The following is a 12,780-nucleotide window of genomic DNA, read 5'->3' as shown; positions in this document are numbered from 1 at the left end:
CAACTGCCTTTCATCGCTGATAAATTTAATTCTTAAATTTAAATTAACAACAAATATGAGCTTAATACTCACTGGCCCCAATATCAAATGCGGCACCTGAAGGACGTGCAGTACCATAATAATCAAAATTCACCCCATAAGACGAAGTATTTGCTCCCGCATTAATCAACGGAGACGAAGACAGTAAATGAAAATCACCACCGATATAATTTACAAACTTACATGTACTAACATCTGCATTGATGTAATTATTTGAAGCTGTCAGATGAACATTGTCACTTCTTTTGTATATACCGACACCTGACCCTGAACCTATTATAGCATTATTGATTACAGTATGCATCGGTATAGTTTCTGAATATAGTCTGATCCCATCCAAAGCCGAACCAATAATTGTATTATTGATAAACTGAAAATTAGGTCCGGGTGTATATCTGGAATCTGCAAAAATACCATAGGCTCCAGAATTGATAATAAAGTTATTATATACCCTGTTATCTCCAAGTCCAAGTACTATAATACCATTGCCAGGTGCATTTTTGACCAGGTTATTGTAACACTTTCCTCCGGTTCCCTCCCCGATTTGTATCCCATTATTCTGAGCATCTGCAAAAGGTGTTAATCCTGGAGATTTAACCGTATTGTTATAAATCTCACAGTCAGCAATTGCACCGCCAACCTGGATTCCTTCACAGCCAGTCGAATCAGTAAGATTATTATAAATCTTGACATTCACCACATCATGAGGAAGAACAGTACCACAGGAAAGCGAACGTCCATCAGCATAAAAAGAGTTTCCAATATAGAAGCCTTCCCCGCCAGTTTTATGAATGTAGTTGTTATGAAGAATTACGTTTCTCATTGTAAAATGGCCACGCCACGTTGCAGCATCACAAGATGGATCTGTTTTTCCCATAATACCAGCAAATCCGCTATTGCGGACTTCGACGTTGGCAATCTCAAAATCAGAGCTGAGATCATCCATTGTCATACCGAGATTTCCACCATTCACATCAAATCCATACGTAGTACCCGCATCTCCATTCCCCATCACCTTAAAATATTGACAATTTTGAGTCTTAAATGCATATGAAGCAGTAAGGGATGCAGAAATAGTTACTTTACCCCCTTTATTAATGACGATAATCGGTTGTGCCGCTGTTCCCTTGAAATTTTTCAGTAATAAACTACCCCTTGCACCAGCAGGAATACAGATAACCGACCCTGCGGCTATATTAGTTCCATCCACAAACCATTCAGAAGGCTGAACAGTATAGGTACAGGCAGCAACGATTCCGTTGTTCCTGGTAGCAGCTGAGTTCGATATCAGTTCATTTTCATTTGGCTTTTTCTTACACATCGTGAATGATGAGACAACCAATACACCAATTATACAGAGAGTTAGATAATTTTTCATACAGAAAACTAAGAAAAAGAATTTATGAAATTGGTGACATGTACAAATAATTCAATGTTTTGTATAAATCCTGTATAGTCAAATGTAGATCCCACTAAGTGGGTATAGAATCCCATCCGGGTCCTGCCTATTGTCAGTAATGAAATAGACGAAAGGAAGGTTAATCTGATGACAATTATAAGTCTGCACTTTCATAAACTATCCAGCCTGGTTCATAAGGTTAATGACTGCAAGATGAAAAATGACAACACTGGTTAATCTATCTCATAACTTAAATGTGTTCGGAGATTTCTCATCAAAACCACACCTCAATTAGCCACAAATGATAATCTATTTCAAGGTAAGAGACTAGTGTTTCGTAAATATTAAGATACATTTATATTATTTATATTGATTATTTCTTCCTCTTATTTAGCTCAAAATCATTAGAATCAGGCCTTCTAACGAGGTTTACTAAAAATATAAAATAGCATTATTTGCAATTTATTTTATCAAAAATTTATACAATGTAGCATTATTAAAAATTTACTTGCATTATAGATTTTTTTTTGTTAAGATTGTGATACAAGCCATCTATAAATCAATGAGAACACCAATTATTATCCTTGAAGAACATCATGAGGCATTTATTGCGTGGGCATTTGCTACAAAAGAGGGCCTCATCGGCAGCAAGAATACATTGCTCCACTTCGACGACCATTCGGATCTCAGATCCCCACTTCTGAACACCTCTCTCAATGAAATACTAAGCAAAGATTTACTGAATATCAAGGCTTTCACCTACCAGGAACTGAATATTGACACCTTTATTATCCCGGCTATTTACCTGGATATTATTGATAATATGATCTGGATAAGAAGGGATATGCCAAAGAAAGGAAGCTTCGATATGTATGTCAGGTCATACAACAATCAAGCAAAAAAATTTATCTCAGAGAAGTACAACCATACAATTACCGATAATACTTTTAAAATATACAAATACGACAAACTTGACGCAGCAGATTTTCTAAATTCAAATCCCGATGGTCAAACTGACATTTTACTGGACATTGATCTGGACTATTTTTCCTGTTGCGAATCCCCAAACAAAGAAGTGGTTCTGGAAACCACAAAACAGGAATATGAAGATTTTATTGCAAACAAATATCATCCCTTAAATTACACCAGCTTAACAGTAAATGCAGTAGTATTTAATGAAAGCTATTTTTTCATTTTTAACAAAAACGACTATACTTATCCCAGCCCGAGAGAAGTAGATGAGAAAGAAATCATCCTTCAGATAGAAAATTTAGTCATTGCTCTGGAGCGGGCCCGGATAGTACCAAAATTAATTACCATATGCAGGTCCAGACATAGCGGTTTCACCCCTGCGCACCAATGGGAAATGATTGAAAATAATCTGTTAAAAAGACTTAATCAGCTTTATGAGCTGGATAAAATAGATTTAGACTTGTAATATGAAATAGCCTTATGTTTAAGAAAAACCTGTTAATTATCCTGCTCATTCTTTTTGGAACTGCCCGGTTTTGTTTTTCTCAGACCTTAGCTTATTACAAAACAAGTAAATACATTAAAAATTATATCTGGGTGCCAGATGCAAACCTGAAACCTTCCCGGCTCAGCTTCTCTGCTTTCAATGATATGGAAAGCCTGCCTGAGAGCTTTATTATTCCGGATCAGACAGTTCTTGTTTTTCTGAAAAAGGACAGACCTGATAAAACGGCATCACTGAAGCTGGTTTTTCGCTGTTTCATTGAGAATATAAGCTCTGCAGACTTTAAAATAACGGACCATAAGTCTCATGAATTTAAACAAACCGTTAAATTCAATAATCAGGGATACCAGGCCCCATTTTTTTTGAATTTCGATTCCCTTTTAGTTTTTGATAAAAAAGATCTGAAGATTGAGATCTCTTATAAAAAACTGGACGAAAAAAGAACTACAAAATTTGTACTTGGGGACGCCTGGCTAGGGAATAACAAAATAGAAAAACATCTTTCTCCATCCGAAATATTCCTTAATGCACCTTACAGTAATATAAACCTTAAGACAAGAGCACAGCTTACCCCCTTTGAGTCAGCTGGACAGTATGCTCATTTCCCCGTTAAACAATATGAAGAATATTATAAATCAAATGTATTTATTGAAAATCCTTCCGTTAAATCCGAAAATCTCTTAAGCGAGGTATTTTTATCTTTACTGAAAGCTTATCCTTTCTACAAAGAAAGAAACCTAAACAAAGATCAGATCATCAGCAAAGCAGAAATCCTACTTCATGATAATTCATCATTTTGTGACAGGATTGCCAAAATCAATACTTTTTTAAATACTGAAGTCAGGGACCCTCATTTTTCCATCCGATCAAAATGTACAATAAAGCCAGTTACTGCATTAGTAACCCCGTTTTATTGTTATAATTTCAACAATAAGGCCATTGTTTCAGCAATACTCGATTCTGAATTAGAAGAAAAGATCCCATTAGGAAGCGAAATACTGGAAATTAACCATAAAAAAGTGAACCTTAATCAGGATTTCACCATTGACCGTCTTAACCAGTCGCTGAAGAATGCACCAGGAGAAAAAATGACAATAAACTTTGCAAGGCCCGAAGGAGGTCTTAATGAGATCAGTTACATTTTAAAACCTAAGTATATCATATCTAAAAAATACAGTGGAAACAAGGGGGATGGCTATGTATTTCTAAATGATTCAACTGCGTATTACAAAATTAATAGTATAAATGATCATTCTGTTACCACGTTTATCTCCAATCTGGACAGTATTAATACCAAAAAAAATCTTGTTCTTGATTTAAGGAATTGTGGAGGAGGAGATTTCCTTGCAGGGGCCCGACTACTGTCCTCAATTGTCCATAAATCTTTTAAATACTTTGATTTCGAAGAAGTAGCTACAGGAAAATTGGATTCTATTATAGTAAACGGAAATCTTTCTCCCCTGAACTTCAGAAAAGACGGAAAAATATCATTTATTATCAACAGAAGCAGTGCCTGTGTTACAGAGTTACTGGCAAGCTGTTTAAAACGCGAACTACGTGATGTGAAAATTATTGGCAGTGAGAATTCGATCGGTGCGCTGTCATTTACCTATCAGGTAGTATTACCCGATGAGGATGCTTCTTTTACAACAAATGCAATCTCTCCCGGAAAAATTTTAGTTAATGGAAAGTCTATAGAGACTAAAGGGATTACTCCTGACATCTGCGTGAAGCTGGAAAAAGTCGAAGATCTGGCGCCTTATAAAGACAAGGTGCTACAAGCCGCGGTCAGCAGAATTGATTTATGAAATAAATAATAGGGTATATTAAAATTACTAATTAACCAAATATTCAATTACCTGACTTTTACATGATGCACAAAGAACTGTTAAATAAATCCTGGCTGCAAACGAAATAAGTATTAAAACAAACACAATTAAAAATACTATCAAAAACCGGATCGGTTTTTAAAGCGCTACCTGCCAGTACAACATATTTTGAATATCAGTAATGCCTGCGGCAATCATTTTCCAATGGACAGTCTCTGATTATTTAAGCTGTAAAAATCTTTAATTCAATTTTTTTTAACCATTAATTCTTAAAACAATGAACAAAGAACAATTAAAAGAAGAACTACTAAAGAAAGAGTTAGTAAAACCAAACTCTACAGAACAAAGACTGGCAATGGAAGTTGAATCACTATGTGAAAGCTTTGACTGTACAGGAAACCTTGGAAGAGCAAGTGGGAACACGGGCCACGAAAACGATATCTTATTTTAAGATATATAAAAGACACCTGTCACGAAGACAGGTTATTTATCTAACCACTTAATCCTTAAAACCATGAACAAAGAACAATTAAAAGCTGAGCTGCTGAAAAAGGAGCTGGTAAAACCAAACTCAACAGAAGAAAGACTGGCAATGGAAGTTGAATCACTATGTGAAACTTTTGACTGCACAGGTAACACTGCAAGAGCTAATGGCAACACCGGAGGTGAAAACGACATCTTATTCTAAGACGTTGTAATCTGAATACAATAGCATGTAATATGCTATTGTATTCTTTGCTTCAAAATCTGCCCTGGCCCTACGTATATGCAATACTAATCCTTATTTGTTGACGTCACCTAACCAAATTAAGTATGCAACTTTTCAAATCCAGCCCATACAATGTTCTAATCCCAATCGATGAAAGGGAAGAGTTTTTAATTTTCAATACACTTACTGGAGGTATAGAAATATTAAACTCCGAGGAAGGCAAACTTTTATCAGAATTATCCTGCCTGAAATATTTTCAAAAAGAGGTTTATCCTGAAAATTTATTATTACTTGAGCATTTAATTTCCAAAGAATATATCATTGACTCAGAGAAGAACATGATTGAGATCTTTGAGAAAAACAGTACTGATCATCAGTTTAAGAATACCGGAACAATATACCTTACCATTGGGACGACAATTTCATGTAACATGGGATGCTCTTATTGTTTTGAATTCGTTAAGCCAAATCATACACTAAAAGATGATAAGGTTAAAAAACAAACTGTCATTTATATTGATGAAATTATCCGAAAGGCAGAACAAAAAATCCATACCCTTTCCATTACATGGTATGGAGGAGAGCCACTGCTCAATGTAAAGGCAATTGAGGATATGTCTGTTGGCTTGATTGAGCTTGCAGAAAAGTATAACCTGACCTATACAGCAAAGATTATTACAAACGGAATTTATTTAACAGAAACCAATGTTAAAAAACTGATCGATAACAAAGTTGAATTAATACAGGTTACTATTGACGGAGCCAGAGAAATCCATGATAAAAAAAGACCTCTTAAGCAAAAGAATGCCAAGAACTATTACAGGATATTAGAAAACCTTTCTCAAATACCAGAAGGCATCAATGTATTGGTGAGAATGAATGTTGATCATGAAGTTGCCAATTCATCATCAGATATGCTGGATGATTTTCAGAGCTTTGGAATCTGGCCGAATAAGTATAAGCAATTCAGTTTTGATCCCGCATGGCTGAGGTCTTATGAAGAAATAGCTTTAGATGAGGATGAAAAAGATATCCGGATGCATGTTGATGCTTTTTTTGACTTTAAGCAAAATTTCCGTCTCAACCTGCTGGAAAGATTTAATAATTGGGCCAACCTGCACAATACCAAATCGGCCAGACTGAAATGGGATCTTCCCTCCTATCAGTCCACCTGTGCAACATGGGCATCCCCTATAAGCCTGGTTGTAGACCCTAATGGTTTTATTCATAAATGCTGGGAAACAATTCATGACGATACTAAAGCGCCAAGCTCAGTATTTGATAGCTATGACCCAAAAGTATTTGATAAGTACAGCGCGTTTAACAGATACTCACACAATGATGTCTGTAGAAACTGTAAATATTTACCTGTTTGCGATAAGATCTCCTGCTCTTTTGAGGCTATTAAAAATACCGTACCCCAATGTACAGAATGGAAGTATAAAACAGAAAGTTATATCCGGGAGCAATACCTTAGAATGATCAATAAACCAGAAACGATCAATGTGCCTACCGCAGCGGCAGCAGTAAATACAGGTCACTCAAATAAATAAAAAATTAATTGAAAATCGGAATAATTGATACGGGAGTAGACCATACTCATAAAAGATTTAATCATCATCATATTACAGGAATAACGCTATTAGAGAATCTTGCCAAAGAAATAAGCACGATAGAGAATAGTTTTAATGATATCAAAGGGCATGGTACAGGTATTTTATCAATAATTGTACAACATGCACCTTTTATTGAGACTGAAGTAGTAAAGCTGGAAGCCGAAAACGGGCGGATTAGTGAAGCGCTGCTGGTAAGGGCTATTAATTATCTTTTGGATGATCATGATATCGAAGTGATTAATATCAGCATGGGCATAAGAACAAACGATCCTTCTCAGGAATTAAGGCTTGCCTGCGACAGAGCTTCCAAACAAGGAGTTATACTGGTTGCAGCAGTCCACTATTTACATGATAAATTGTGCTACCCGGCTCATTTCACTTCAGTTCTGGGGATAGGTCAGGGTATTGTAGAAAGTAAGTACAAATTCAGAAAACTTGAAAACAGATCAGCCAATATCCTGGCCAAAGGAGGCTTTCAAAGGGTTGCCTATCCTGGCAATACCTTTAGGTTCAGTGTAGGAACAAGCCTTGCTACAGCTCATTTTTCAGGAATTATCTGCAAGGCCAAACTGGAAAACCAATGGGATAACATCGAGTCTTTAAATAAATGGATTCTGAAAAATTCAGATCCTTCAATTATCAGCCTGACTAAACACGATTCTAAAATAAATGAACTGAACCACACTAATACCCCTGCGCTTTCTCCGGGTGAGCTATATAACTCTTTAAGACCTGCTCCCTGTATCTCTAAAGTGGCCATCTACCCATTTGAAGAGAAGGAGATGCAATCTATTTTAGAATTCCCACAACTCTTCCCCTATCAGCTTACAGCAGCAATAGGTAATTTAAGATCAATCAAACTAGATAAGAGCATAAGCCTTCTTGAAAAACAAGGTATCCCATATTCGTTTGGAGAGCTGGAAGAGCAGACCTATAACACATTTGATACTATTATCATTGGTTATTTTTTGGATAAACTGCTTGACCAAAATTCTTATCAGGGTTATTCTTTGATCAAAGAATGTGTAAAAAGAAACAAAAATTTTATTGTGTGGGACAGGTCTGTAAATGACTTAATCCATTCTGTCATATCAGATTCAACCACAACCTATACCGGAAAAGTTTTTTTAACTGCGTTCGCTAAGCAGGACAAGGAAAACCTATATGCTTCTATGGAGCATACTGTTCTAAAATCCCCTTCAATCTGTGTGGTTGGAACCAATAAAAAACAAGGTAAATTCACCACACAGCTTATTTTAAAAGAGTTACTGAAGGAAAATGGATATAAAGTATCCCATCTTGCAACAGAACCACAAGGTATTGTTTTAGGGGCAGATATTACCTTCCCAATTGGACATAATGGTACTGTTGATGTGGACATTATGGAATGGAATAAATCCTTGCGTTTTCTGACTCAGATGATAGAGGAACACACTAAACCAGATATTATTATCACAGGAAGCCAGGGATCTATTTTACCGAAGCATCCAATGAATGATTCTAATGCAGCAGAGATGCTGAGCTATGTTAAGGCATTTTACCCTGACGCATTGGTCTGTACGATAAGTCCCAATGACAGTCTGGATTATATCAGAAGAACTATCGATGTTATAAAGGCATTTGTAAATTGTGAGGTCTTGTTTTATGTTTTAACTCCTTTTGAATATACCATTCACTTTAACAACCAGGTCCGTGTATCATACAGGCAGCTTGATGAAATGGAGTATCAGGATAAACTCAATTATTTCAATGAAAATTTAGACTCCCCCACATTCAATATCAAGAACAAAGATAACAGCCAGAAAATAATAGACATTATTATAAACAAATTTTCAAAAGGGTAAAAATGCAGAATTTAACAGACTTATTAAGACAAACTACTGGAGTTGCAACAGATGATATTGCCCCGTTAACGAAGAAATACTTCAATGACACTTATGGATATGCCGGTAAACCAGTCAACTTTACTCATGCATTTCAGGAAATGCAGATTAAAACAAAATGGACACAGGAATACTTATCAGCAACATTAGTCAAAAAAGAAAAAGTTGAGAATGATGAAGGTTCAGCCCCATTATTTCTTTCTTATGCAGATTATCTCAATAGTCCTTCGGCCGGGCTTTACTTTAAAACCAGCGGTTTCCTAAACCCGGAGATTAAAAATGACTACAAAACCCCTGAGCCTTTTAACTGCTGGTACGCTGGCACAAAATTAGCCCCCCCAAAGACTAACCTGAGCTGGATTTACGCCGGAAACGCGGGAACAGGAAGCCAGATTCATCGTGATGTCTGGTGGAGCAGTGCCTGGAATTATCTTTTAAGAGGTAAAAAATTGTGGCTAATATATCCTGCCATTTATTCGGAGGCTATCAAAAAAGACCTGTCTGCATATCAGATCGTCCCTGATCAAAACGACTGGAGTAATGTTATAAACTTGCCTTATAAACCATTAACATGTATTCAAAATGCAGGAGATATGATTTTTGTACCCGGCGACTGTTATCATCAGGTCATCAACCTGGAATGGAGCCTTTCCCTTACAGAGAACTTTATCAATGAAACAAATTATGACCTGGTAAGGAACTATTTTAGAAATGATAATGACAGAAACAATTTAAGTAAGATTGAAATGATTATCAAAGAAGGGTTTATAGAAATGGAAACTCAAAAATAAATATGGTTATGCAAAATAGGACTGAAATAATAGACGGTAAAGAAATACATATCATCGATGGGGCTTTTTCTGAAGATGAGGTAGAAGTATTTTATGATTATGTAAACAGTCTTTCTTTCAGAAAGAAGGAAAAAAGCTTATCATATGATGAATTCCCCATCTTCAGTACTGATTTCATTCCGGATACCTTCGAAACAGACACTTTTATAGGAAAAAAACTCCGGGAGGTCTTTAATCAAACTTATAGCGAGGGAATTGATTATCAATTAAACAGATGCTACATTAATCTTTGTAGTTATGGAGATGTAGAGTACCCACATTTTGATTGTGATCCGGAACAGTCAGATCTGACTGTTCTATATTATGTAAACAAAACATGGAACTATAAATACGGTGGGGAAACTATCTTTTATGAGAACCAACAATCCCGCCTTGCGGTCCTTCCAACACCTGGCAGGGTCGTTATTTTCCCTGGTAATATTGAACATATGGGAACTATACCTACCAGAATATGCAAATTATCCAGGTTCAGCCTGGCCATGAAATTTAAAAAAAAGAAATAAGATGAAAACCAGAGATAAAATATTAACTATATTAAATGAAGTGATCGATAGTGATTATTCTGAATTGAACAAGCTAGAGATCAGCGATGATGAGAAGTTGAGAGCTATTACCTCAGAATCCATGGTTGCCCTGATTTTTGTTACCACACTTGAAGATGAATTCTCTATAGAATTTAATGATGATGAAATTGACATTACCTTCTTTAATAGTATAGACTACCTGGCTGAAACCGTGGACAGCCATTTGAGTGAATAAAACTATAGATTTATGATAGAATCAGCATCTTTAAAAATCTCTTCCTTTTGTATTGTAACGAAAGATTTAAATGAGCCGTCATCATTTTTACTTTTTAACTGTAAACTAAAGAAATGGGCCGCTTTAAACGATCTGAATAAAAGGCTAATAGATTCCGGCCAATTCCACAGGCTAAAAAAAGATTTGCTCTATGAATTAATCAATAAAGGTATTCTTGTTCCTGAAAACCAGGATGAAAAAAACAGCTTAATTGAAAGGCTGAAGGTATTTGATAAATTGACCATTGTTATTGATAACGAGTTAGATGATCAATTTATTCACCGCTTAAATTCATTTGCCAATTTGCATAAGGTAACGCAACTAGCCTTCCTTTTTATTAATCCGGACAAGGAACACATCAACATTCTTTCTTTTCTTAAACAAAGAACCGTTCAAAATACACAGTTCAAAAAAATACGCTATTTCACGTTAAAATTCTCCCTCCAGGATCAGGATTACCTTAGCTTAAGCGAATATAAAGACGACAAAAAAAACATCGCAGAACAAATTCACAAACAGCACCTTATAAAAGAAGGAGCACTTAAATCCAGCTTTGAAGAAGACAATATCACTCAATACTCCTGTAATACCTATAAAGAAGATTTCTTTAAAAATCATTTTTCAAAAATAAATTTCTTCAGGAATACGTATTCGCTTTCACTGATCAATTCCAGTTTCGCCTTTTTGAAAGAGCTGCCTTTTTCAGGGTTAGTTTGTGATAGTTCAGTTTTAAAAAAAACCACCGGATCACTGGAAATAAATATAGCCTGTGAGAATTGTATTTTACTTATAGGATGTGGAGGTTATACTGCAGACCAGCGTATAGTGTGTCCTTTGTACAAAAACACCATCCCGCAATACATCAATCATTTCACCAGGCACGATCACGGAGCAGAAGAGAAGGAATCTCCATACTTTGGAGTAAAGAACAGGATTAACATTAAAAAACAAGTTGACATTCTCTTAGAAAGCATTATTTGCACTAATTCAGCAGCGATAAACAGACCCTATCTTAATATCGTGATTGAAGAAAATAATGATGCTTTTAAGCTATCAAAAAGCAATCTGCCAAATATGTCGGTCTTATGTGCAAAGGAAGCAGACAGGATGGCTTCAGTTTTTAAAGAAAACAGTTTTGAACAGGATTTTATTCAAACTTCCTGCACATTAGTTAAATCTTATCTGGAATATAAAAAGAAGAATTATGCAGCCAGTAGTCAGATCATTGAAAGGGGTATTCAGCATGCTATAAATCTGTTATCCTATCCAAATGCTGAAATTGCATTCCTAGTGGTCTACCAGATGCTGACCAATAAAGCCAAAGTGGCACTTTTTAACAAAAACCTTACTGACTGGAAAAAGTATACGCTGGAATGCATTCATTTAATTCTTAATAGTGCACAACCTGCATCCTGTCCCGAGATGGACTTTTCCCAGTTTCATTCCTTATCAACCGCTGTGCTTAATGCCACAGTAATGGAAACCATTGAGCGCATTCTATTAATGAACATCAAAGATCCACAATTTGAACCGGGAGAAAATCTTATACTAAGTATTATGGTAAATAATGAAGATAACTTATTAAACACTCAAATCTACTCTTGGGTAAAGTTACTAAAAGAATCTACTAACAGTAATGAAATATATTATTTAAATAGTTTTAATATATTTATGCACGAAGAGAATCAATTAACCAATATTAAACCATTAAAAATTTATTTAAAGAGTTATTTAAAAAAGCATAACCCGTTATTTCTTAAAAAACCAAATATTCTATACTATGATCAACCTTAAATATTATATTCTTTGTGGGGGTCTGCTCTTCCAATTTCCGAATTACACCAAAAAATGGCAAGGAAGTGACTTGCCAGGCCATAGTTATGCAACTTTTGAAGATTTTAACGGCAAACAGGATTTTAATGTTAAATTGGATAAAAAGGATGGTTTCACACTGAAATATACCACAGTTTTAAAGAAAGGTCAACTGCAGCTCGAAATTAAATCATCGGACAAGACCGTTCTGCAGAAGAATCTTTCCGGTTCAGAATCAGGTGAAGTGACAGTTAAGAACACAGAACACAAGAAGTATAAATTTATTTTCAGAGCTAAACATGCCGACGGTAACTATGAGATTACTTATAAAAAACTCTAGAACAGAATAAATTTACAGACGATCCCC

General features: G+C 35.6%; 12 protein-coding genes. 11 read left to right on the top strand and 1 reads right to left on the bottom strand.

The window, feature by feature from the left end; genetic code table 11:
• Positions 1–61 precede the first annotated feature (61 nt).
• On the bottom strand, positions 62–1,417 hold the full coding sequence (locus tag HDF25_RS05940; RefSeq protein WP_184623772.1) for a right-handed parallel beta-helix repeat-containing protein: 1,356 nt from the start codon (positions 1,415–1,417) through the stop codon (positions 62–64).
• Between the two features lie 583 nt (positions 1,418–2,000).
• Between HDF25_RS05940 and HDF25_RS05935 the strand changes: the two genes are divergently transcribed.
• The 11 genes from HDF25_RS05935 to HDF25_RS05885 all read left to right on the top strand — a co-directional run bounded on the left by HDF25_RS05935 (position 2,001) and on the right by HDF25_RS05885 (position 12,753).
• On the top strand, positions 2,001–2,876 hold the full coding sequence (locus HDF25_RS05935) for a UPF0489 family protein (RefSeq protein ID WP_184623770.1): 876 nt from the start codon (positions 2,001–2,003) through the stop codon (positions 2,874–2,876).
• Between the two features lie 14 nt (positions 2,877–2,890).
• On the top strand, positions 2,891–4,723 hold the full coding sequence (locus HDF25_RS05930; protein ID WP_184623768.1) for a S41 family peptidase: 1,833 nt from the start codon (positions 2,891–2,893) through the stop codon (positions 4,721–4,723).
• A 298-nt stretch (positions 4,724–5,021) separates the two neighbouring features.
• Entirely contained in the window at positions 5,022–5,195 is a 174-nt protein-coding gene (locus tag HDF25_RS05925; protein WP_184623766.1) for a hypothetical protein, read from the top strand.
• Positions 5,196–5,258: 63 nt separating this feature from the next.
• Positions 5,259–5,432, top strand: a complete 174-nt coding sequence (locus HDF25_RS05920) for a hypothetical protein (RefSeq protein WP_184623764.1) — start codon at positions 5,259–5,261, stop codon at positions 5,430–5,432.
• A 125-nt stretch (positions 5,433–5,557) separates the two neighbouring features.
• Positions 5,558–7,006, top strand: a complete 1,449-nt coding sequence (locus HDF25_RS05915) for a radical SAM/SPASM domain-containing protein (RefSeq protein WP_184623762.1) — start codon at positions 5,558–5,560, stop codon at positions 7,004–7,006.
• An 8-nt stretch (positions 7,007–7,014) separates the two neighbouring features.
• Entirely contained in the window at positions 7,015–8,913 is a 1,899-nt protein-coding gene (locus tag HDF25_RS05910) for a S8 family serine peptidase (RefSeq protein WP_184623760.1), read from the top strand.
• A 2-nt stretch (positions 8,914–8,915) separates the two neighbouring features.
• A complete protein-coding gene (locus tag HDF25_RS05905) occupies positions 8,916–9,743 on the top strand; it encodes a cupin-like domain-containing protein (RefSeq protein ID WP_184623758.1) in 828 nt (275 codons plus the stop codon).
• An 8-nt stretch (positions 9,744–9,751) separates the two neighbouring features.
• Positions 9,752–10,306 (top strand): 2OG-Fe(II) oxygenase, encoded by a 555-nt coding sequence (locus HDF25_RS05900; RefSeq protein ID WP_184623755.1) that lies wholly within the window; start codon positions 9,752–9,754, stop codon positions 10,304–10,306.
• Position 10,307: 1 nt separating this feature from the next.
• Complete coding sequence (locus HDF25_RS05895) at positions 10,308–10,562, top strand: hypothetical protein (protein ID WP_184623753.1); 255 nt, start codon at positions 10,308–10,310, stop codon at positions 10,560–10,562.
• A gap of 12 nt (positions 10,563–10,574) precedes the next feature.
• Positions 10,575–12,395 (top strand): hypothetical protein, encoded by a 1,821-nt coding sequence (locus HDF25_RS05890; protein WP_184623751.1) that lies wholly within the window; start codon positions 10,575–10,577, stop codon positions 12,393–12,395.
• Complete coding sequence (locus tag HDF25_RS05885; protein ID WP_184623749.1) at positions 12,382–12,753, top strand: hypothetical protein; 372 nt, start codon at positions 12,382–12,384, stop codon at positions 12,751–12,753. Before HDF25_RS05890 ends, HDF25_RS05885 begins: the two co-directional genes overlap by 14 nt.
• Positions 12,754–12,780: the final 27 nt, after the last annotated feature.

Origin of the sequence: Pedobacter cryoconitis (assembly GCF_014207135.1) — a bacterium.
Taxonomy (GTDB): Bacteria; Bacteroidota; Bacteroidia; order Sphingobacteriales; family Sphingobacteriaceae; genus Pedobacter; species Pedobacter cryoconitis_D.
The sequence above is the reverse complement of the archived record's forward strand: the minus strand, read 5'-3'. Positions and strand labels throughout refer to the sequence as shown.

Excerpts from the sequence above, each read along its gene's own strand:
- HDF25_RS05935 (WP_184623770.1), top strand. The coding sequence starts at position 2,001 with ATGAGAACACCAATTATTATCCTTGAAGAACATCATGAGGCATTTATT.
- HDF25_RS05920 (WP_184623764.1), top strand. The coding sequence starts at position 5,259 with ATGAACAAAGAACAATTAAAAGCTGAGCTGCTGAAAAAGGAGCTGGTA.
- HDF25_RS05930 (WP_184623768.1), top strand. The coding sequence starts at position 2,891 with ATGTTTAAGAAAAACCTGTTAATTATCCTGCTCATTCTTTTTGGAACT.
- HDF25_RS05885 (WP_184623749.1), top strand. The coding sequence starts at position 12,382 with ATGATCAACCTTAAATATTATATTCTTTGTGGGGGTCTGCTCTTCCAA.
- HDF25_RS05940 (WP_184623772.1), bottom strand. The coding sequence starts at position 1,417 with ATGAAAAATTATCTAACTCTCTGTATAATTGGTGTATTGGTTGTCTCA.
- HDF25_RS05900 (WP_184623755.1), top strand. The coding sequence starts at position 9,752 with ATGCAAAATAGGACTGAAATAATAGACGGTAAAGAAATACATATCATC.
- HDF25_RS05915 (WP_184623762.1), top strand. The coding sequence starts at position 5,558 with ATGCAACTTTTCAAATCCAGCCCATACAATGTTCTAATCCCAATCGAT.
- HDF25_RS05890 (WP_184623751.1), top strand. The coding sequence starts at position 10,575 with ATGATAGAATCAGCATCTTTAAAAATCTCTTCCTTTTGTATTGTAACG.
- HDF25_RS05905 (WP_184623758.1), top strand. The coding sequence starts at position 8,916 with ATGCAGAATTTAACAGACTTATTAAGACAAACTACTGGAGTTGCAACA.
- HDF25_RS05895 (WP_184623753.1), top strand. The coding sequence starts at position 10,308 with ATGAAAACCAGAGATAAAATATTAACTATATTAAATGAAGTGATCGAT.
- HDF25_RS05925 (WP_184623766.1), top strand. The coding sequence starts at position 5,022 with ATGAACAAAGAACAATTAAAAGAAGAACTACTAAAGAAAGAGTTAGTA.